We start from the raw sequence: 20,626 nt of genomic DNA, 5'->3' as shown, positions 1-20,626 counted from the left end.
GTTTGAAAGTTCACAAAAAAATTAAATATTTTATTTGTAAGCGATATCGTTGCTATAATACAGCTTAGAAGGGCTATTTGACTATCTAATTAAATAATGAACACAAATTAACTTTGACAAACATAAATGAACATATATAATAAAGATGTAATGAGTTGGTTAGCCAAATAGAATTAAGGTGAACAATGCTAAAAAGAGAACGATTAAGAAATATTTTAGAAATTGTGACTGATAGAAAGTTTGTGACCGTTGATGAATTGGCTAAGGCGTTGCAAGTTTCAGATATGACAATTAGACGAGACCTCAATGAATTGAATACGACTGGTAAAGTGATGCGAATTCATGGGGGAGCGCAAGTGATTTCTCAGCAAGATTCAGTTGAAAAGAATTATATGCAAAAAAGAGAAATCAACATTTCTGAAAAAAAAGCAGCTGCTGAAGTTGCAAGTAAGATTCTTCAAGATGGCGAAACTATTTATGTTGGACCAGGAACAACCTTAGAGTTTATGGTTGCTAAATTGAATCAAAAAAAATTACGAGTTGTTACTAATTCTTTACCTGTTTTTGAAGCAGCTAAAAAGAATCCAAACAATTATGAACTAATTTTGATTGGTGGCTCATATCGCAGAGTTAGCGGAGCATTTATAGGTGCATTGGCAAATAATCAGTTAAGAGGAATATCTTTTGATCGTGGCTTTGTTGGCGTAAACGGAATCAAGGACACCTCAATGATGACTGCTAACTTAGAAGAAGGACAGACGCAAGGCTTGGGATTAAATCGCTCACGTAAAAAGTATGTTGTGGCTGATTATCACAAGATTAACCGCAATGACTTTTATGAGTTTTATCACTTATACGATGTTGATGGTTTGATTACAAGTCCTGGGCTTGATCCGGATATCGTAAAGCATTACAGCCAAATCACGACTTTATATCAGGGTAGTGAATAGCGAAAGGAGAACAACATGAAAGTTGTTATTGGTAGTGACAAAAAAGGTTTTGAATTAAAAGAAAAAGTTAAAAAGTATCTAGAAGATGGCGGCTATGAAGTATTAGATGTAACGCCAGAACCAGCAGAAGACTTTGTAGAATCTAGCTTAAAAGTTACGCATGAAGTCTTAGACCATGGTATTAAGAAGGCTATTATGTTTGATGAATATGGCGTTGGTTCAGCAATGGCATCAAACAAGGTTAAGGGCATGGTAACTGCTGATGTTAACGAAGAAAGAACTGGACACATGACTGCTATGCACAACGGGGCTAAAGCATTGGCAATTGGTAGTGGCATTGTTGGTGAAAAGCTTGCCGAATCAATCATTGATTACTACTTGCATACTGAATATGCAGGCGGACGTCACCAAGTTCGTTTAGACATGCTTGAAAAAATGATTTAGAGGAGGCTTGAAAATGTTTGATAATGATAGACCACAACCAGAATTTGTAGACCCAAAGATTGATAAACATACTGTTGTTGCATTAGGTAATGACCACATTGTTACGCCAATTAAGATGGCATTATCTGACCATTTGAAAGAAGAAGGATACCAAGTCTTAGACTTTGGTACTTATGACAACACTAGAACTCACTACCCAATGTATGGTAAGCGTGTTGCTGAAGCTGTTGCTGACGGCAGAGCTGATGTTGGTATTGTAATGTGTGGTACTGGTATTGGTATTTCAACTGCAGCTGATAAGAATGAAGGTATTCGTGCCGCAATGGTTGGCGATGTTGCTCAAGCTAAGTATGCTAAGCGTGAATTAAATGCTAACGTCTTAGGTATGGGCGGTATTGTTTTAGGAAGAGACTTTATTTTCTACATTGCTGATGCATTTTTGAATGAAAAGTATCAACCAACTGAAGAAAACAAGAAGTTAATTGAAAAGATCGATAACATTGCTAAGCCAAATCCTGATCAAAAAGATAACGAACACTTCTTTGATGAAGAAAACAAGAAGTGGGCTGAAGGTGTATACCACGATTAGTTAGAATGGGGTAATAACATGAGTAAATTAGAAGAATTTAGAAAAGCAAATCCCCAATATAAGATTTTAACTTTGGATGATCCATCTTTTAAAGAATACGGTGTACTCTACACTAATGACTTTAATTTAGATGATGTTTATAAGGTAATGGAGAAGGTTCCAATTCCCAAAACCGGCATGAAGTATATTGCTAACATTCCTGAACTAGCTGACACTTATACTATGCTTGCTGTAAAGCGTGATATTTTTGGTGAAATTCCAATTGATGCTGGTGTTACATTGGGTCACTCAGATACATTTACTGCATTTGAATATCACCAATGTTCAGAAGTAAACATTATGCTTGATGATGTCTTAATGGTGCTTGGTAAGCGTGAAACTTTGGAAGAGAAGCATTTTGTTGATCCAAATACTGAAGCTAGAATGTTCTACATGCCAAAAGGTACTATTGTAGAACTCTATAATGATACTCTTCACTATGCTCCAATTCAGATAACTAAGAAGGGCTACAAGGTAATTGTGGCTGTAATTCATGGTACTAACGCTGTTTTACCTGAAGGCGTTAAGAGTCTGAATCCACGCGTAGTTAAATGCGGAAAGTTCCAAGTCGTTCACCCTTCTCGTAAAGATAAGATTGAACAAGGTTATCAAGTCGGTTTAAGTGGGGATGTAATTAAAACAACTCCACTTGATGAATAAATAATAAGCGCAATAAACTACAATATTTATAAATTTCCCTCAACTTTTATTAATAGAAACTTATGGAGCATATAATTATATGCTCCATTTTTTTATGCAAAAATAAGTTCAAAATTATTTTTGAAAGCGCTTGTAATTTAACGAACAGTATTATATGATAATGGTGTAGTAAATGAACAATATCTAACATATAAAAACAAAAGTAAAAGTTCATTTACAGATACTGGAAAGGTGGTTCATATGACAGTGGCAACTAGTTTATTTGCTCCTGACGCAGTTTTTACCAGCGACAAGACAAGTAAGGAAGAAGTCCTAAAAGAGGTCTATGGCAAATTATTAAAGGCTGGCTATGTAAAAGGAAATTTCCTTTCACATATTATTGAAAGAGAAGAGCATTATCCAACTGGAATTGACACTTCGCCAATTTCGAAAGAGTTGCCAAATGTCGCAATTCCTCATACAGAAGGCGAATTTGTAAATGCTCGTCTGATTGTTCCAATCGCTTTGAAACATCCAATTAAGTTTCAAAATATGATTGCTCCGGATGAAAGTTTAGAAGTTAAATTCTTATTTATGATTTTAAACAATGATCCGGAAGGACAGGCAAATGTCCTAGCACAGATTATGGGGTTCTTATCCACAACGCCAGTTGAAGATTTAATTAGGCTGTTTAATCTCACTTCAACTAAAGAAATATTTGATTTTATGAGTGAGAATTTTAAGCAAGAATAGGAAGATATTTTTTGGGAGGTATTTATTATGGCAAAGGAAGTTAAGTTATTAGCTGCATGTGGTGCAGGGGTTAACTCTTCTCACCAAATTAAGGATGCTGTTGAAGAAGAAATGAAGAAACGTGGACACAATGTTCATGTTGATGCTGTGATGATTAAGGATGTAAACGAAGATATGCTTAATCACTATGATGCATACTTGACTATTGCTAAAACTGATCTAGCATTTGAACCTAAAATTCCTTTAATTGAAGCAGGTCCAATTCTTTACAGAATTCCAGCAATGGCTCAACCTGTTTATGACAAGGTTGAAGAAGTAGTTAAAAAGGTAGAAAACGAATAGCAGTTATTCCTGGGGGAATAGAAAATGAACGCGATAATTGATTTTGCGAATGCTATCTTTAAGCCTTTAATTGATATGGGAGCACCAACAATCATGTTGGTTGTTCTTACTATTATTGCTCTATGTTTCAGAGTTAAATTTAGTAAGGCTCTTGAAGGTGGTATGAAATTAGCTATTGCCTTAACGGCGATCGGCGATGTTATGAACTTATTGACTACCAGTTTTGCACCAGCGATGAATCAATTCGTTAAGAATACTGGTATGCATAAAGATATCATGGATATGGGATGGGCACCACTTGCCACTATTACTTGGGGTTCTCCATATACCTTGTACTTCTTGTTAGTTTTAATTATCTTGAATGTTTTAATGTTGATCTTCAAGAGAACTAACACACTAGATGTTGATATCTTTGATGTTTGGCACTCAGCCTTTGTTGGTTTGTTTGCAGTATTCTGCGGCGCACCACTTTGGTTAGCAACTTTATTAATTTTACTTATTGGTTACTTAAAGATCGTCAACTCAGACTTAATGAAGCCAACCTTTGACGACTTGCTAGATGCTCCATCAAGCAACCCAATGACTACTACTCACATGAACTACATGATGAACCCAGTAATCATGGTCTTCAATAAGTTTTTTGATAAATGTTTACCATGGCTTGATAAATACGACTTTGACTCGGCTAAATTAAATGAAAAAATTGGTTTCTGGGGCAGTCGTTTCGCAATTGGTGTTTACTTAGGTATCTTTGTTTCATTACTTGCTGGCTACAACTTTACAACTGAGCAAGGTTGGAAGACAATGTTTACTCTTTCCTTCACAGCCGGTGCATGTATTGAGTTGTTCTCAGTCATTGGTTCTTGGTTCATTGCTTCTGTTGAACCATTATCACAAGGTATTTCAAACTTCGCTACTTCAAAATTTAAGGGACGTACATTCAATGTTGGTCTTGACTGGCCATTCATCGCTGGACGTGCTGAAATTTGGGCAGCTGCCAATGTTTTAGCTCCAATTATGATGATTGAAGCTATGGTTATTCCAGGCAACAGATTAATGCCTTTAGGTGGTATTATCGCCATGGGTGTTACTCCAGCCTTGTTAGTTGTAACTCGTGGTAAGATTATTAGAATGATTATCATTGGTACCATTGAATTACCAATCTTCCTATGGGCAGGTACTTTAGTTGCTCCATTCGTAACTCAAGTAGCTCACCAAGTTGGTGCTAACATTCCTGCTCACACTTTAGTATCAGATACTACTATGGAAGGTCCTATTGAAAAATTCTTAGGTTACTTAGTAGGTAACGCTTGGAAGCATCAGGGAATGTTTATTGTTTATGCAATCTTAGCCATTGCTGCTTACATTTTAATCTTCTGGTGGTACTCAACAGAAATGAAGAAGCGTAATGCTAAATATGCAGCAGCTGCTAAAGAAGCATAGTTAATAATATTATTTAGAAACGGTAGAGATGATTTTTATGAAGACAAAGAAAGTTAGCCGCGAAGAAGAAGCACGACGTAAGCGAGTATTATATTGGACAATATTTGTAATTGCGATTAATATTCCACAACTTTTCTTTAAAAATATTTTTATTGAAGGCTTTGCAATGATTGGTACTATTTATGCCCTTTATCGCTTGGTGGTATTCGATAATAAAAAGAATCGTCTCAGCCGTAAATATTATGACTGGAAGGGCAGACCTTTAGACGCCAAGAATAAGAATTAAAACAGTTTAGAATAAGTTATTAAAAAAGTTAAGATTTATATTTTTAGAAAAACCGCACGCAAAAAGAGATTGGAATTGAAACCAATCTCTTTTTATTTAGGAACAATAAATAATAAAATAAATAAATACTAATAAAAGCGTTTACATTAGACAGATTACATGCTAATATACATGTGTAAGCAAAAATAAATGTGGATTGTTACTAATACGATTAGGCAAAACCGCGAATTTTTAATACAGATGACTAACTGTAATCTCGTATTAAAATTCGTGGTTTTTTTATTTTTCCTGGAGGGGTGAGAGATGGAATACCGAATAGTTCAAATATTAAACAATAATGTTGCTATTGTTCATACCAGGAATAATAAACAAAACATTGTTATGGGAAGGGGTGTTGCTTTTCATAAGCAAAAAGGAGATTTAATCCAAGAAGAGAATGTCGACAAAATATTTGAGATAAGAGATAGAAATACCGTTAATGATTTAACAACTTTGTTATCAAACGTACCGCTAGATTTTGTAACTACAAGTTATGACTTAATTGATCAAGTGCAGGCAAAATATCATTTTGCTGCTGAGCCGTATATCTACGTAACTTTAACAACGCACTTGTTTGGTGCATATCAACGCTTAATGAAAGGCGAAAATGATGTTAATTATTTACCAGACTTAAGTGATAATTATCCAGTTGCTTACAAAATTGCGGATGACGTAATTAAGGGATTTAAAAGTAGTTTAGATATTTCTTTTCCAGAGTCAGAACATAAGAGTATCGCCCTTCACTTTATCAATGCTCATACTAGTGGAAGTGTTGAAGAAGAGAAGAGTCAAACAGAAAATGAAGAAATCATAAAAGTTGTTCAAAATGAGCTTGAAAGAAATGGAATATATCGAACGCAAAAAAATGCCAACGATTATGACAGATTGTTAGTTCATTTGAAGTATTTTATTAATCGGCTTAATAATCACGAACCAGATAGTTTACCTATTTCCGAGGGAATGATTGGAGAAATAGAAGCTAGTTATTCGAAGGCTTGGAGAATAGTTCAGAGAATAAAAGAATTAATGCAAGAAAAATTAGAAATAAAGTTATCGTTAAGCGAACAAACATATTTAACAATTCATATTCAGAGATTGATCTAAGGAGAATAAAAATGGACGCAGAAAATCAAATTACTAAAGAAGATATTTCAATGACTGGTTTTTCAATTGTTGCATATTCAGGGGATGCAAGAACTTACTTAATGCAGGCAATGGATAAAGCTAGTGAAGGAAAGATTACTGAAGCAAAAGAACTTGTTAAGAAGGCGGAGGAATCAATCAACTTAGCTCACAATGAACAAACTAAGCTCTTGAGTAAAGAAGCTGGAGGAGATGATATGGATGTGACTTTCATTATGGTTCACGGTCAAGATACATTGATGACTACAATGCTTTTGAAGGACCAGATGAAGACAATTATTAATCTTTATGAACGAGTAAATAAGCTCGAAGGAAAAAGCATTGAATAAAGTGATTAAAAACAAATAGTTTTTAAAAATTTACGAAAGAGGAGGAAGAAAAGATGAATGGTTTTACCAAAACAATGGATAAGATGAAGCCTAAATTCGAAAAAATAGCGGCTAATCCATATGTTTCAGCAGTTCGTGACGGCTTTATTGCTGCCATGCCAATTATTTTGTTTTCAAGTTTGTTTACGCTGATTGCATATGTACCAAACGCATGGGGATTTTATTGGCCAAAGGCAGTAGAAAATGCATTGGTTTTGCCTTACAACTATTCAATGGGATTGTTAGCTTTATATGTAACTGCAACCTGTGCAAAGAATTTAACGGATTATAAGAACTTAAAGCTACCTAAGACAAACCAAATTAACTCAATGAATGTTATCTTAGCTGCTGAAATTTCATTTATTATTATTGCTATTAAAGTTGGTAAGAACGGATTAGATTTAACTTACTTAGGTACGCAAGGATTAATTGCTTCATATATTGTTGGTTTGATTGTACCTAACATTTACTATCAATGTATTAAGCATAATGTAACTATTAAAATGCCAGATGTAGTACCGCAAAATATTGCTCAAACTTTTAAAGACATTTTTCCAATGACTTTTTCAGTAGCATTATTCTGGTTGGTACAAATTGTATTAAATCAATTCTTTGGTGCTAACTTATCTGAATGTGTGGTAAAAGTTCTTTCACCATTATTCCATGCAAGTGATACTTACGGTGGTTTAGCATTAGTTGCTGGTGCAATGGCATTCTTCTGGTTTGTTGGTGTGCAAGGTCCTTCAATTGTTGCTCCAGCCGTAGCCGCAATTGAAACTACTAATGTTGGTTTGAATCAACAATTAGTTCATGCCGGAATGCAAGCAAGTCATGCTTTAACTATTAACTGTCAAGACTACGTTATGAACATGGGTGGTACTGGATCAACTTTCGTAGTTCCATTCATCTTCTTACTTTTAGCTAAATCAGCTCAAAACAAGGCTGCTGGTAAAGCCGCAGTTATTCCTGGATGTTTCTCAGTTAACGAACCTATTTTGTTTGGTGCTCCAATTATCATGAACCCAGTATTCTTCATTCCATTTTTGGTAACACCAATGTTCAATGTCTGTGCTTATAAATTCTTTGTTCAAGTTCTTCACATGAACGCTTTATACAACACTTTACCTTGGACTGTTCCAGCTCCAATTGGTATTATCGTATCTTCTGGTTTTGCTGGTTTATCATTTGTTTATGTAATTTTAACTTTAGTTGTTGATACTTTAATTTGGATTCCATTCTTTAAGTTCTACGACAACGATTTGTACAAACAAGAACAAGCTAAGCTTGCTGCAGAACAAGCTTCTGGCGTAGCTACTGCTGCTGATGATTCAACTGCTAGTCTTACAGCTACTGACAAAGAAGCTAAAGAAGGTATTACCAAAGATACTAACGTAATGGTTATCTGTGCCGGTGGTGGTACTTCAGGTATCTTAGCTAAGGCCTTAAACAAGATGGCTAAAGAACGTAATTTGCCACTTCACGCAGCAGCTCGTGCTTATGGTCAACACATGGATATTATTCATGATATGGACTTAATTATTTTGGCTCCACAGATGGATAGTATGAAGGATAACTTGAAAGAAATTGCCGATCATGACGGTTCTAAATTAGTCACTACTACTGGACGTCAGTACATTGAATTAACTCAGAAACCTGATTTAGCATTTAAGTTTGTTGTTGATAGCCTTGAAGGCAAGAATGAAGATAAGTAATTGAGGTAAAAATTAATGAAAGAATTTAAATTTCCAAAAGGATTTTACTTTGGTGGTGCAACTGCTGCTTACCAATGTGAAGGCGCAACAAAAGAAGATGGTAAAGGTGAAGTAATCTGGGATAAGTACTTGCGTGAACAAGGAACAATTAATCCAGATCCAGCTTGTGATTTTTACCACCGTTATCCAGAAGACTTAGAATTATGTAAAAAGTTTCACATTAACGCAATTAGAGTTTCAATTGACTGGGCAAGAATTTTCCCTGAAGGTGAAGGAAGAATTGAGCCAAGAGGTGTTGAATACTACCACAAGTTATTTAAGAAATGTCATGAAGAAGGCGTAGAACCTTTCGTAACGCTTCATCACTTTGATACACCACAAGCCTTGCAAAACAAGGGTGGCTGGCTATCACAAGAAATGTTAGATGCTTTTGTTGAATATGCTAAGTTCTGCTTTAAGGAGTATGCTGGCGAAGTTAGATACTGGATTACCATTAACGAACCTACATCAATGGCTGGTCAACAATATGTTGGTGGAACATTCCCTCCTGCATACAAGGATCAATTTGATAAGTGTTTTAAAGCTGAATATAACCAGAATCTAGTTCATGCCCGAATTGTTAATGCTTATAAAGAAGCAGGCTATACTGGCCAAATTGGTATTGTTCATGCTCTTCAAACTGTTTATCCAGCAACAGACAGCGAAGGTGACAAGCATGCTGCTGAATTAAAAGACGTTTTAGAAAATAAGTTTTATCTTGATGGAACGTTAGCTGGTAAGTATTCTAAGCATACGCTTGCTTTAGTAAAAGAGATTATTGATGCTAATGGTCAACAAATGATTGACATCAAGTCAGAAGATGAAAAAGTACTTCTTAAAGCTGCAAAGCAATTAGACTTTGTGGGAGTTAACTATTACTTCTCGAAGTTTATGAAAGAATATCATGGTGACACCGAAATCATTCATAACGGTACTGGTGAAAAGGGAACTGATGTCAACCGTATGAAAGGCGTTGGTGAAGAAATTCACCCGAAGGACTTGCCAGCAACTGATTGGGATTGGATCATTTATCCACAAGGGATGTATGATCAATTGAAGCGTGTTTACGATGATTATCCTTTAGTTCATTCAATCTATATTACCGAAAACGGAATGGGTTATAAAGATAAGTTTGAAGGCGAAGATAAGATCATCGATGATACACCAAGAATTGATTATCTAAAGCAACATATGGAAGAAGTAGCTAAGGCAATTGAAGCTGGTATTCCAGTCAATGGTTACTTTGTATGGTCACTGCAAGATATGTTCTCTTGGACGAATGGTTATTCAAAGCGTTATGGTTTATTCTATGTCGACTTCAAGACGCAGAAGCGTTATGCTAAAAAGAGCGCATATTGGTATAAGAAACTAGCTGAAACTCGAGAAATTCCTTCTATTGATTAAAAATAAGCATTTGAAAAAACTAAGTACTGAATAAAAGTACTTAGTTTTTTTGATGGAAAAGTTTAAAAGAGTTTAAAAGTAGATATGAAGTTTAAGTGAACGTGCAGGTAAAAACCAGCTAAGCATTTAGTGTTTAGCTGGTTTTGTTTAATTTAGATGGAATTTCCGAAGAATGTCAATTCCTTGTTTTTGATATTTATTGGGAATAAAACTTTTTCTCATTGCAATTTGCATGTATGCCCAGAGTTTTTGTCCTGAACGAAGACGAATTATGTGGAGATCTTTTTCATCTTTAACGGAATTCTCCATTGCTAGAGCAATACCAACGTTTCTTTTGACTAAATCGATCATTAGTTTCATTGTTCGAGCCGTGTATAAAATGTTTGGAGTAAAATCGCCGAGCTTTGCCTCTTCTTCCAAACATTCTCTGGTTAAGTAACCTTTTTGTCTGGCCACAAACTTGCGGTTTCTTAATTCCTGGGCATCAATGACTTTTTTATTTTCCCAAGGGTCATCTTTACCGGTAATAATGACTAATTCTGTTCTATCTAAATTACGGATAAAATAGGCAGGATCGTTGATCGGCACCATCCAAGAATAGATAGCAACGTCTACGTCGCCATTATTTAAATCTTTAAATGCAGTCGCACTTCTTTCTAAGCGAGCATCTAACAGGTTAACAATATCTTCTTTATAAAATTTTTCTATAATTTCAGGAATATAAATACTACCAGCAATCCCAGAAAAAGCTACTCTAATTTTTTTAATATTGGCGTGTTTAACGTCGTAATCGATACTTGCCATTTCTTTTAAAAGGTATTTGGCTTTCTGATAAAGTAATTCACCTGCGGGTGAGAGTGTAATTTTACTTTTGCGATTCTTTTGAAAAATCAAGGGATCATCAAATCTATTTTGAAGTCGCTTGATCGCCATCGAAATTGTCGGTTGTGTAACGTTGAATGAATTAGCAGTCACGGTATAGTTCTGCGTTTCAACTAATTTGCAAAAATATAATAGATCCTTATCGTTCATATTATTATCTCTTTTATAAATATTTTTTATAAACTAATCTTTTTTAATTATAAGTTACATTTTTCACAATCACAAGGAAGCTATGATATATGCGGTTTTATAGAGTTGAGTAGTTCAATTTTATTCACAATTACCCACTAGAAAAAGTTTATAAAGAGATATAAATTGCTATGTGTAAAGGATGAAACAAGTTTGTGAGGAGAAGAGCATATGGTGTATAAGACGAAAGTATCTTGGGATGCCACATATGATGTAATTGTAATTGGTTTTGGTGGCGCCGGAGCAGGTGCAGCGCGTTTTGCTGCTGATAATAATGCAAAAGTTCTTTTGATTGATGCTGCTCCTGAAGGAAGCGAAGGTGGTAATACTAGATATGCTGGCGGTGCTTTTGCTTGGGGATCAAATTTCGATCAACTGAAAGAATACTATAAGCAGACCTATTATCCATTTGAGTATGATGAAGAAGCTTTAGATACCTTTATCAAAAATGTAATGCAAATGAAGGAGTATTCAAAAAAGTATTTTGGAATTGAAGCTCAACCAACGGGTAGAAGACCAAATGGAGAATATCCAGAATATAAAGATGCAGCTTCTATGCAGTCTCAAAGTATGACTAAAGGGATGTACAATGGCGGATTTTGGAAATTGCTTCGTAAGCAAGTTTTTGATCGATTAGACAAAATTGATATTTGGTTTGAATCGCCAGCAGAGCACTTAATTCAAGATCCAGAAACTAATACAGTAATGGGTGCTGTTATTAAGCGAAATAATAGAGAAGTAAATGTTGCTGCTAAAAGAGGAGTTGTCTTAAGTCTAGGCGGTTTTGAAAATAATCAAAGTATGATTCAAGACTTTTTAGGTCAAGGCTCGCTTGCGCCAATTGGTACTTTGTATAACCGTGGTAAGGGAATTGATCTTGCTGTTGAAGCAGGTGCGGGATTATGGCATATGTCTAACTACGATTCACATGGCTTATCACTTAGACAAAATGAACCACGAGAAAAATTTGCTTACATGATTAATTGGAAGAGCTTATTTAATGGGTCAATTTTTGTGGCAGGGGATGATGGAACTCGTTACTTTAGAGAAGATGAAGAAGATCGTCATGGCTACAAGTACAATCATGGAAATTGGGTTATGATTCCTAATCAAAATCATCCACATATCATTATGGATCAAGCTCAATATGAGCAGCTTTCTAACGATCAGTCAGCTAAGGCAGATCAAATTAAAGAATTGATTTCATATGCAATTAAAGCTGATTCAATTGAAAAATTATCTAAAAAAATTGATGCGCCATATTTAAAGCAGGCAGTTGAAGACTTTAATTTCTTAACTGATGTGAAAAAACGAGATATGTTTTTGAACAGAAAAATTGAAACTATGAGATCTTTAAAAGAAGGCCCATACTATGCAATTCCTGTTCGTCATAATATTTTGCATACACATGGTGGTGCACAGAGAAATTCTAAATGTGAAGTAATTGGACTTGATGGAAAGGCAATTCCTAATTTATATGAAGCCGGAGAATTAGGAGACATTTTTGCCACTAAGTATTTAGGGGCCAATTCAATTGCTGATTTATTAATTTCAGGAAAGATTGCTGGAACTAATGCAGCAAAAATAAAGAATAACGTAGATCTTCCAGATGCTGTTACTAGCGCAAGTCAAGTTCATGAAGATTTAAAGAGTGATGCACATCAAGTTAAGATGCATTTTGAAGCTGGTAAAAATCAAGGAATTGGGTCAAGCGATCAAGGGATTAATGATCTTCCAATTGTTGTTCGTGTAACTTTAGATGAAAATCAAAACTTAAAGAATATCGAAACGCTTCAAGAAAAAGAATCTGGCGATTTGGGTGGTCAGGCAATACCAAAATTGACCCAAGAAATGCTCGACCATAATTCTGCTGACGTGGACTCAGTTTCTGGTGCAAGTACAACTAGTAGAGCATTTAAAGATGCTGTGAAACAAGCAATAGAGAATGCTCGTAAAAGCAAATAGCTTTGGTTAGGGGAGAAGATATACAAATGTTAGCAAAAGTAAATTGGAAGGGATTTATACTTCCAGTAATTATTGGATGTGTATTGTGGATCATTACACCTTTTAGACCGGCTGCAATAACACCAATTGCATGGCATTTATTTGCCTTATTTATTGCCACAATCGTGGCATGTATTACTAAACCATTACCGATGGTTGGTTCTACTTTGGTTGCTGTTACAATTGGTACGCTACTTCATATTTTTAATATTAAAGAAGTATCTGCATCTTTTGGGAATACGACTGTTTGGTTAATTGCAATGTGCTTGTTCATGTCTGCTGGATTTATTAGATCAGGATTGGGTAAACGTGTTGCTTATCTATTTATTAGGTCTTTTGGTAAAAGAACAATTGGCTTAGCTTATTCACTTTCAACGGTTGAAACCTTAATGGCGATCGCCATTCCAAGCAATATTGCACGTGTTAATGGTATTATGTATCCAATTATTGACGCTTTATCTAGACAAATGGGGTCAGATCCAAAAGAAGGTACACAAAGAAAGCTAGGATCGTATTTAATTTTTAACGAATACGAGGTAAATATTGTAACTTCAACCATGTTTTTAACTGGATTAGCTGGAAATATGGTTGCCTTGGGTATTGCAAAAACGCAAGGAATTACTGTCTCATGGATGCAATGGTTTTTAGCAGCAATTGTTCCAGGTCTTATTTCTCTGATTTTAGTACCATTTATTTTATATAAAATTTATCCACCAGAAGTTAAAGAAACACCTAATGCTAATGCATGGGCAAGTAAGAAGCTTGAAGAAATGGGGAAAATGACGCCTGCTGAAAAGATCATGGCTTGCGTATTTGTTTTGGCACTACTTTTATGGTTATTAGGATCAAGTATCGGAATTGATGCAACTTTAGTTGGTTTTATCGCAGTTTCAATTTTACTGATTTCTGGTGTCATTACTGTTAAAGATATGATGGATCAAAAGGGTGCTTGGAGCTTGATTGTATGGCTATCAATTGTGATGCTTATGTCACAGAAATTAATGAAATTAGGCTTTTTCCCTTGGTTCTCAAAGGAATTAGGTCTAATGCTTCATGGCGTTAACTGGGTTTGGGTCTTAGTAATTCTATTCTTGGTTTACTTTTATATTCACTATATGTTCCCATCTATTACCACGCAAAGTTCAGCCGTTTTAGCAGGTTTTCTATCAATTGCACTTGGAGCTGGTGTTCCAAAGCTAATGGCGGGATTAATGCTAGGCTTTGCAGGGTCAATCTTTTGTTCAACGACTCCTTATTCAGCTGGACCAGCAGCGCTTCTTTCAACCACAGGATATGTAAAATCATCAGATTGGTGGAAATTGTCCGCAATTTTCGGTGTCTTTTTGAATATTGTATGGCTTGGCGGCGGTCTGCTTTGGACTAAAATAATTGGTTTTTGGTAAAAAATAAAATATCAGTGGTACACGTTATCGCTGATATTTTTTTGTTTTATTTTGTAATCCCAAATATTTCACCTAATCAATTGAATCATCTATGCTTAAAGTGAGAGTGTGTTTTTCATAGAAAAGAGATAGCTATGATTCAATTAGAAGAATTGGTTAAGAAAAATTTACCCAAAGAAAAAGAAGGAAAAGTTGCTAGTTATATTCCTGCTTTAGCTGAAGTTAATCCTAAACAATTAGGCGTAGCTTTGTATGACTTAGATGATGGCGAAATTGGTGAAGCTGGGCAAAGTGAAGTTCGATTTGCAATCGAGAGTATTTCAAAAGTAATTACCTTGATGCTTGCTATAAAGAAGATGGGGATCCAAGAAGTATTTAAGCATGTTGGATCTCGTCAAACCGGTTTTGCCTTTAATTCAATTCTTAATATGGAGATTGAAAAGGCCAAATATCCACTGAATCCGTTTATTAACGCCGGTGCTATTGCCACAACATCGATGGTAGTAAGTAAGACCGGAGAAGGAGCATTTGAGGAAATCTTATCATTTGCCCGTGATATTTGTAATGATCCTAATCTTTATTTAGATCAAATTATTTATCATTCTGAAAGACGGACTGGTAATCTCGACCGGTCACTTGCATATTATATGGAATCTAAAAATATGATGCTTGGGGATGTAATAACAAGCCTTGATACTTATTTTAAGCAATGTTCAATGATGGTTACAGCACGCTCCTTGGCAAACTTAGGTGCTGTTCTGGCTAATAACGGCGTAAAACCTTGGGATGGAAAGCGAATTTTTTCTGTTGAAGGAGCAAGATGTATTAAATCATTGATGATGACAACAGGGCTTTATAATCAGTCAGGAACTTATTCTCGGTTAATTGGTGTGCCAACTAAAAGCGGAGTTGGTGGCGGTTTAATGTCAGCTGCACCACATAGATATGGAATTGGGATTTTTAGCCCTGCACTTGATAAGGCTGGCAATAGTGTTGCTGGATTAGAGTTATTAAAGGATATTGTTGAAGACTTAGAGCTAGATATTTTTGATTAAATTATAAATTTTGATAGAAAAAAGCTAAGCTACTCGCTATTTTTTGCGGGATGCTTAGCTTTTTTTAGTTATTGTTCTTTTTTCTGTAATCATTAGGACTTAACCCATAAATAGATTTAAACTTTTTATAAAAAAAGCCTAAATTATTGTATCCAACTTTCTCTGCTATTTTATATATTGGAATATCAGTATTTTTTATAAATTCACATGCATAGTTAAGTTTAGTTTTGATAACTAATTCTTTAAATGAAATCCCCATTTCTTTTTTTATTAGGTAACTTAAATAATTTGGAGTAAATGAAAAGTGTGTTGCCATCTTCTCTAAAGTTAAATCTTTAAAATGGAAATCAATATATTGAAGTAAGTCATATATAGAGAGATTAGATTTTATATATTTTTGTTTTACTTGTTGGTACGTTCTTATTAAATTGCTTAACAAAAGAACCATATCAGCATCAATTATTTGGTTGCTACAAAGCGTTTTATCAAAATATTCACTTAGCATATTGTTGATGATTTTTCGAGCTTCTGAATTAATTTTTGTGAACAATATATATTGATTATGGGCAGTTTCTTTAGAAATTGCATTTGCTAAAAACATAGATATTATACTTCCGTTAGAAATATTAGTTAGCAATTTGTTGAATAAATAATCTTTTTTCATAGTAATTGATATTACTATGTCATTTTTATTTAGATATTCAACTGAATGAATAACATTTTGATCAAGAATACATAAATCTCCCTTTTTTAGAATTAGCTTTTTATTATTTATATGTTGGATAGAAATCCCATCATAAACATACACTATCGAAATGACTGAATGAATATGTGTAGGTATGCTTGTATAACGGGTATCTTTAACTATGCCAATAGTATTAGTTCCTAAAAAATTTTTATAACTAAATTTGTATATATTTTTACTATCATATTTTATTTTTGCAATTTCTTTATATCGTTCTGACAATTTTCTAGAAGGGTTATTTAAATGTTTTTGTTCTGATGGAGTTGTTTTTCTTAAATAGCTATCTATGTTTGTAATCATTTCACTATCACCTTATAACTAACTATAAAAATCAATTTACTCTTATTTAATTACTCACACATATTGATTATATTAAATCGTAAGTTTGGTGAGTATTTATATTATAGCACGTAATTGTATGCGCTTTCTGAAAATGAAATAATAAATGCATAAGAGGAAAAAGATATTATTAAATAGCATTAGAAAGGGCCATCGTTATGAAAGACGAACAAATGTGTAAAGAGATATTAAAATTTGTGGGTGGTAAGTCTAATATTGCTGAAGCGTATCATTGTATTACGAGATTAAGACTGAATGTACGAGATTTATCTAAAGTCAAAGTAGATGAGATAAAAAAGATAAACGGTGTGCTTACTGTCCAAGTATTGGGAAAACAAGTTCAAGTTGTAATAGGACCAGGCGTAGATCAAATATATGAGACTTTTTGTAAAGTAGCTGGTATTGAGCAACATGCAGAAGTAGATCCAAATGAAGACGACCAAGTAAAAAAAGAATCAAATGAGGATGATATCGTCGCCATAGCTACCAAAAATGCTAACTCCAAAAGTAAAAATCCAATTACAAAATTATTGAATACCTTAGCGGCAATTGTTACACCATCGTTAAACGCTATTATTGCTGGTGGTATGTTAAAAGGATTATCTGCAACACTCGTTGCGTTGAAATTAATGTCTATAAAAGATCCTTTTATCCAAGTGTTAAATATCGTTGCAGATGCACCATTCTATTTTCTGCCATTTCTTATCGGATATGCAGCAGCAAAGAGATTCAAGGTTAGTGGATATTATGGTCTAATGATGGCCGGAGTTTTAATGTATCCAACAATAGTAAATGGATCCACTAAACCAGGAACAGGTATTGGAATGTGGGGATTGACTGTCCCTTTCTTTAATTATAAAGCCTCAATTTTTCCGGTATTACTTTCAGTATGGGTATTTGCTTATGTTTATCGCTGGATTAATAGATGGATGCCGAGAAAAATACAGATAGTATTTACTGGTATGATAGCTTTTTTAATTACTACACCTATTGCTTTAATACTATTGGCACCTTTAGGAAATTACATTGCTGTTGGATTAACTAGCGCAGTAACCAAATTATATGCATTTTCTGCACCAGTAGCTGGTGCATTCTTCTGCGGAATTTTACCTTTAACAGTTATTTTTGGTATTAAAGGTTGGAGTGCAGTTGAATTAAGTAATCTGAATATTCTTCACTATGATTTTATGTTGCCTAATTTCTTTTTTAGTAATTTAGCTATTTCAGGAGCAACATTAGCAGCATCATTAAAAATGAAAAAAGGAATTGATAAGTCTGCGGCGACTTCTACTGGCTTGCTTGCTATATTAGGTATTACTGAACCAGCTCTTTATGGTATTGATGTTCCATATAAAAAACCTTTATGGTCATCTATGATTGGTGGTGCAATTGGAGGTTGTGTTGCTGCAACGTTAGGTGTTAAGACTTTTGCATTTGCTATGCCTGGTATTACATCAATAGCTACATATGTCGATAAAGGAAATAATCTTTTAATGACGTTGATTGCTGTTGCAGTATCATGGTTAGCTGGATTTCTTATTCAGTTGATATTTAATTTTAAGACTAAGAAAGAGAATTGAATAAAATAGATTAGAAAGGAAAAAGCAAATGAAAGTAACAGAAAAGGAAAGTTTTCCAGAAAATTTTTTATGGGGTGGAGCTATTTCATGTTCGCAAGCTGAAGGTGGCTTCCATGATGGTGGAAAAGGTATAGATTCACAAGATTTACGATATTTTGATCCTAGTTGGTCTACCGAAGAAAGAAAAGATTTTAAGAATAGACGAATGTATCAGAAGAGATTTGATACAGCATTAAAGGATACAAATGATAAAATGTATCCGTTTAGAAGAGGGATTGATTTCTATCATCGTTGGAAGACTGATATTGATCTTTTTGCGGAAATGGATTTAAAAATTTTTCGAACATCTATTGATTGGTCTAGAATATATCCAAATGGAGATGATGAAGAACCAAATAAAGCTGGTATTCAATATTATCATGATATGTTTCAATATTGTCATGATAAAGGAATTAAAGTTTTTGTGACAATTTTACATTATAATATTCCCGTTCATTTGATTACTAAGTATGGAGGTTGGACTAATAGGAAATTAATTGACTTTTATTTAAAATATGCTCATACCTTATTTAAAGAACTAGGTGACGTTGTTGACTATTGGTTGCCTTTTAACGAGATTAATTGCGGTCGTTTTAATCCATATAATGGGGTATGTGTAGTTCAGGATGATCCAAATAGTGATGAAAAAATATTTCAATCTCTTCATCACCAGTTTATTGCAAATGCTTTGACAGTGAAAATGGCACACGAAATGTTGCCAAATAGTAAAGTTGGTGCAATGATTGCTAGATTTTCATCTTATCCAGCAACATGTAAGCCAGAGGATGTTTTACAAAGTTTGCAAGATGAACAATATAGTAATTGGTTCTATTTAGATATAATGTCACGAGGAGAATATCCAAAATATATGGACAGATATTTTGCCTCAAAAAATATAAAAATTAAAATGAAACCTGAGGATAAAAATATATTAAAACAAAATACTGTTGATTTTGTTTCATTCTCATATTATTTTTCACAAGTGTCTACCACAGACAATAATTGGGAAAAAACGGATGGTAATCTTATTGTTGCAAATAAAAACCCATATTTAGAGACTAGTGAATGGGGATGGCAGATGGATCCTGTTGGACTTAGAACTACTTTAAATCAAGTTTATGACAGGTATCAAAAACCTATTTTTATTGCAGAAAATGGACTAGGGGCAGTTGATAGATTAGAAAAAGATGACTCAATACATGATCCATATAGAATTGATTACTTGAAAAAGCATATTAGTGCTATCAAGGAAGCGATTAAAGATGGAGTTCCAGTTTTTGGATATACAATGTGGGGAATTATTGATTTAATTTCTTGCGGTTCAATGGAAATGAAAAAAAGATATGGCGTTATTTACGTTGATCAAGATGATGCCGGTAATGGATCTTTAAATAGATATAAAAAAGATAGTTTTTATTGGTATAAAAAAGTAATTGATAGTAATGGTGATGTTTTAGGATGATGAATTTATTCAAGAAATTGCTTAATAAATCGAATAGTTTGGATATTAAGAATAATGAAATTATTACTCCATTAGCTGGTAAAATAGTTAATTTAGAAACTGTTTCTGATCCTTTGTTTGCACAGCAAATAATGGGAAAAACAATCGCTATAAAAACTAATAAAATTAGTGATATTGTAAATGCACCAATAACAGGAAAGATAAAGGCTTTATATCCTACAGGACATGCTTTTGGCATAGAAAGTGATTCTGGATTAGAAGTATTGGTACATATTGGTATAGATACTGTTAATGCAAAAGGTAAAGGGTTTAAGATATTAGAACATAATCAAGGAGAAAGAGTAAAAGCGGGAACACCGATGGTAAAGGTTGATTTTGGAAAACTTTCTAAAACATATGATATGCTTGTATTTGTGGTAATAACGAAGAATATAGCATCAAAAGTGGAATTTAAGAGTTTAACCGAAGTTGAGGATAATCAAATTATTAGTATATAATTATTAAAACTTATTTAGTTAGAAACTTTGATAGAAAAAAGCTAAGCTTACCGCTGTTTTTTGCGGGATGCTTAGCTTTTTTATTATGCGGTTAAAAGAAATTGTAAATATAAAAATGATCAAATCACAACATTTATTTGATTAAGTTCTGGTATTTATATGAATCAATATGATAGATAATAACCATAGATATCAATGAAAGCGCTTTGATACAAAAGATATCAATGATAATTGAACACTA

The 20,626-nt window shown here is 34.0% G+C and carries 20 protein-coding genes; 18 read left to right on the top strand and 2 right to left on the bottom strand.

Annotation, left to right across the window (positions count from 1 at the left end; translation table 11 throughout):
• Positions 1 to 185: 185 nt before the first annotated feature.
• The 12 genes from AB5359_RS05130 to lacG all read left to right on the top strand — a co-directional run bounded on the left by AB5359_RS05130 (position 186) and on the right by lacG (position 10,190).
• Entirely contained in the window at positions 186 to 950 is a 765-nt protein-coding gene (locus AB5359_RS05130; RefSeq protein ID WP_048686108.1) for a DeoR/GlpR family DNA-binding transcription regulator, read from the top strand.
• 15 nt (positions 951 to 965) lie between these two features.
• Complete coding sequence (gene lacA / locus AB5359_RS05125) at positions 966 to 1,394, top strand: galactose-6-phosphate isomerase subunit LacA (protein WP_003647662.1); 429 nt, start codon at positions 966 to 968, stop codon at positions 1,392 to 1,394.
• 13 nt (positions 1,395 to 1,407) lie between these two features.
• The gene (gene lacB / locus AB5359_RS05120; protein WP_048686106.1) at positions 1,408 to 1,983 is read left to right on the top strand and encodes a galactose-6-phosphate isomerase subunit LacB; all 576 of its coding nucleotides are present in this window, start codon (positions 1,408 to 1,410) and stop codon (positions 1,981 to 1,983) included.
• Between the two features lie 18 nt (positions 1,984 to 2,001).
• Positions 2,002 to 2,682, top strand: a complete 681-nt coding sequence (locus AB5359_RS05115; RefSeq protein ID WP_368279998.1) for a DUF4867 family protein — start codon at positions 2,002 to 2,004, stop codon at positions 2,680 to 2,682.
• A 240-nt stretch (positions 2,683 to 2,922) separates the two neighbouring features.
• The gene (locus AB5359_RS05110; RefSeq protein WP_003649285.1) at positions 2,923 to 3,414 is read left to right on the top strand and encodes a PTS sugar transporter subunit IIA; all 492 of its coding nucleotides are present in this window, start codon (positions 2,923 to 2,925) and stop codon (positions 3,412 to 3,414) included.
• A 27-nt stretch (positions 3,415 to 3,441) separates the two neighbouring features.
• Positions 3,442 to 3,756: a phosphotransferase system, galacitol-specific IIB component gene (locus AB5359_RS05105; protein ID WP_020806868.1), complete on the top strand. Its 315-nt coding sequence runs from the start codon at positions 3,442 to 3,444 to the stop codon at positions 3,754 to 3,756.
• Positions 3,757 to 3,780: 24 nt separating this feature from the next.
• Positions 3,781 to 5,199, top strand: a complete 1,419-nt coding sequence (locus AB5359_RS05100; RefSeq protein ID WP_048686102.1) for a PTS transporter subunit IIC — start codon at positions 3,781 to 3,783, stop codon at positions 5,197 to 5,199.
• A gap of 28 nt (positions 5,200 to 5,227) precedes the next feature.
• Positions 5,228 to 5,485 (top strand): hypothetical protein, encoded by a 258-nt coding sequence (locus AB5359_RS05095; protein WP_003647656.1) that lies wholly within the window; start codon positions 5,228 to 5,230, stop codon positions 5,483 to 5,485.
• A 303-nt stretch (positions 5,486 to 5,788) separates the two neighbouring features.
• Positions 5,789 to 6,628 (top strand): PRD domain-containing protein, encoded by an 840-nt coding sequence (locus tag AB5359_RS05090; RefSeq protein ID WP_048686100.1) that lies wholly within the window; start codon positions 5,789 to 5,791, stop codon positions 6,626 to 6,628.
• Positions 6,629 to 6,639: 11 nt separating this feature from the next.
• The gene (locus AB5359_RS05085; RefSeq protein ID WP_048686098.1) at positions 6,640 to 6,996 is read left to right on the top strand and encodes a PTS lactose/cellobiose transporter subunit IIA; all 357 of its coding nucleotides are present in this window, start codon (positions 6,640 to 6,642) and stop codon (positions 6,994 to 6,996) included.
• 53 nt (positions 6,997 to 7,049) lie between these two features.
• Positions 7,050 to 8,747 carry a PTS lactose transporter subunit IIBC gene (locus AB5359_RS05080; protein WP_048686097.1) on the top strand — a complete coding sequence of 566 codons (1,698 nt, stop codon included), beginning with the start codon at positions 7,050 to 7,052 and terminating at the stop codon, positions 8,745 to 8,747.
• Between the two features lie 15 nt (positions 8,748 to 8,762).
• The gene (lacG, locus tag AB5359_RS05075) at positions 8,763 to 10,190 is read left to right on the top strand and encodes a 6-phospho-beta-galactosidase (RefSeq protein WP_048686095.1); all 1,428 of its coding nucleotides are present in this window, start codon (positions 8,763 to 8,765) and stop codon (positions 10,188 to 10,190) included.
• Between the two features lie 147 nt (positions 10,191 to 10,337).
• Here lacG and AB5359_RS05070 read toward each other — a convergent pair whose 3' ends face one another.
• On the bottom strand, positions 10,338 to 11,222 hold the full coding sequence (locus AB5359_RS05070) for a LysR family transcriptional regulator (protein ID WP_048686093.1): 885 nt from the start codon (positions 11,220 to 11,222) through the stop codon (positions 10,338 to 10,340).
• 210 nt (positions 11,223 to 11,432) lie between these two features.
• Here AB5359_RS05070 and AB5359_RS05065 point away from each other — a divergent pair, with 210 nt between their 5' ends.
• From AB5359_RS05065 to glsA, 3 genes are all read left to right on the top strand, one after another.
• Positions 11,433 to 13,226, top strand: a complete 1,794-nt coding sequence (locus tag AB5359_RS05065; protein ID WP_048686091.1) for an FAD-binding protein — start codon at positions 11,433 to 11,435, stop codon at positions 13,224 to 13,226.
• A gap of 26 nt (positions 13,227 to 13,252) precedes the next feature.
• Complete coding sequence (locus AB5359_RS05060; RefSeq protein ID WP_003647648.1) at positions 13,253 to 14,668, top strand: DASS family sodium-coupled anion symporter; 1,416 nt, start codon at positions 13,253 to 13,255, stop codon at positions 14,666 to 14,668.
• A 134-nt stretch (positions 14,669 to 14,802) separates the two neighbouring features.
• Positions 14,803 to 15,723 carry a glutaminase A gene (gene glsA / locus AB5359_RS05055; RefSeq protein ID WP_048686089.1) on the top strand — a complete coding sequence of 307 codons (921 nt, stop codon included), beginning with the start codon at positions 14,803 to 14,805 and terminating at the stop codon, positions 15,721 to 15,723.
• A gap of 64 nt (positions 15,724 to 15,787) precedes the next feature.
• Here glsA and AB5359_RS05050 read toward each other — a convergent pair whose 3' ends face one another.
• On the bottom strand, positions 15,788 to 16,768 hold the full coding sequence (locus AB5359_RS05050) for an AraC family transcriptional regulator (RefSeq protein WP_048686087.1): 981 nt from the start codon (positions 16,766 to 16,768) through the stop codon (positions 15,788 to 15,790).
• 197 nt (positions 16,769 to 16,965) lie between these two features.
• Between AB5359_RS05050 and AB5359_RS05045 the strand changes: the two genes are divergently transcribed.
• From AB5359_RS05045 to AB5359_RS05035, 3 genes are read left to right on the top strand one after another with little or no spacing between them, the layout of a single operon-like run.
• On the top strand, positions 16,966 to 18,387 hold the full coding sequence (locus tag AB5359_RS05045) for a PTS transporter subunit EIIC (protein WP_077410183.1): 1,422 nt from the start codon (positions 16,966 to 16,968) through the stop codon (positions 18,385 to 18,387).
• A 28-nt stretch (positions 18,388 to 18,415) separates the two neighbouring features.
• Positions 18,416 to 19,888 carry a family 1 glycosylhydrolase gene (locus AB5359_RS05040; RefSeq protein ID WP_048686085.1) on the top strand — a complete coding sequence of 491 codons (1,473 nt, stop codon included), beginning with the start codon at positions 18,416 to 18,418 and terminating at the stop codon, positions 19,886 to 19,888.
• 38 nt (positions 19,889 to 19,926) lie between these two features.
• Positions 19,927 to 20,385, top strand: a complete 459-nt coding sequence (locus AB5359_RS05035; RefSeq protein WP_161800335.1) for a PTS glucose transporter subunit IIA — start codon at positions 19,927 to 19,929, stop codon at positions 20,383 to 20,385.
• Positions 20,386 to 20,626 lie beyond the last annotated feature (241 nt).

The organism is Lactobacillus sp. RTP31084st1_F9_RTP31084_210423, assembly GCF_040919545.1.
GTDB lineage: Bacteria > Bacillota > Bacilli > Lactobacillales > Lactobacillaceae > Lactobacillus > Lactobacillus paragasseri.
The sequence above is the reverse complement of the archived record's forward strand: the minus strand, read 5'-3'. Positions and strand labels throughout refer to the sequence as shown.

Bases quoted from the DNA above. Each gene is read 5' to 3' on its own strand.
- AB5359_RS05105 (WP_020806868.1), top strand. From the start codon at position 3,442: ATGGCAAAGGAAGTTAAGTTATTAGCTGCATGTGGTGCAGGGGTTAAC.
- glsA (WP_048686089.1), top strand. From the start codon at position 14,803: ATGATTCAATTAGAAGAATTGGTTAAGAAAAATTTACCCAAAGAAAAA.
- AB5359_RS05085 (WP_048686098.1), top strand. From the start codon at position 6,640: ATGGACGCAGAAAATCAAATTACTAAAGAAGATATTTCAATGACTGGT.
- AB5359_RS05080 (WP_048686097.1), top strand. From the start codon at position 7,050: ATGAATGGTTTTACCAAAACAATGGATAAGATGAAGCCTAAATTCGAA.
- AB5359_RS05050 (WP_048686087.1), bottom strand. From the start codon at position 16,768: ATGATTACAAACATAGATAGCTATTTAAGAAAAACAACTCCATCAGAA.
- AB5359_RS05065 (WP_048686091.1), top strand. From the start codon at position 11,433: ATGGTGTATAAGACGAAAGTATCTTGGGATGCCACATATGATGTAATT.
- AB5359_RS05095 (WP_003647656.1), top strand. From the start codon at position 5,228: ATGATTTTTATGAAGACAAAGAAAGTTAGCCGCGAAGAAGAAGCACGA.
- AB5359_RS05115 (WP_368279998.1), top strand. From the start codon at position 2,002: ATGAGTAAATTAGAAGAATTTAGAAAAGCAAATCCCCAATATAAGATT.
- AB5359_RS05090 (WP_048686100.1), top strand. From the start codon at position 5,789: ATGGAATACCGAATAGTTCAAATATTAAACAATAATGTTGCTATTGTT.
- AB5359_RS05070 (WP_048686093.1), bottom strand. From the start codon at position 11,222: ATGAACGATAAGGATCTATTATATTTTTGCAAATTAGTTGAAACGCAG.
- AB5359_RS05040 (WP_048686085.1), top strand. From the start codon at position 18,416: ATGAAAGTAACAGAAAAGGAAAGTTTTCCAGAAAATTTTTTATGGGGT.
- lacB (WP_048686106.1), top strand. From the start codon at position 1,408: ATGTTTGATAATGATAGACCACAACCAGAATTTGTAGACCCAAAGATT.
- AB5359_RS05100 (WP_048686102.1), top strand. From the start codon at position 3,781: ATGAACGCGATAATTGATTTTGCGAATGCTATCTTTAAGCCTTTAATT.
- lacA (WP_003647662.1), top strand. From the start codon at position 966: ATGAAAGTTGTTATTGGTAGTGACAAAAAAGGTTTTGAATTAAAAGAA.
- AB5359_RS05060 (WP_003647648.1), top strand. From the start codon at position 13,253: ATGTTAGCAAAAGTAAATTGGAAGGGATTTATACTTCCAGTAATTATT.
- AB5359_RS05130 (WP_048686108.1), top strand. From the start codon at position 186: ATGCTAAAAAGAGAACGATTAAGAAATATTTTAGAAATTGTGACTGAT.
- lacG (WP_048686095.1), top strand. From the start codon at position 8,763: ATGAAAGAATTTAAATTTCCAAAAGGATTTTACTTTGGTGGTGCAACT.
- AB5359_RS05045 (WP_077410183.1), top strand. From the start codon at position 16,966: ATGAAAGACGAACAAATGTGTAAAGAGATATTAAAATTTGTGGGTGGT.
- AB5359_RS05110 (WP_003649285.1), top strand. From the start codon at position 2,923: ATGACAGTGGCAACTAGTTTATTTGCTCCTGACGCAGTTTTTACCAGC.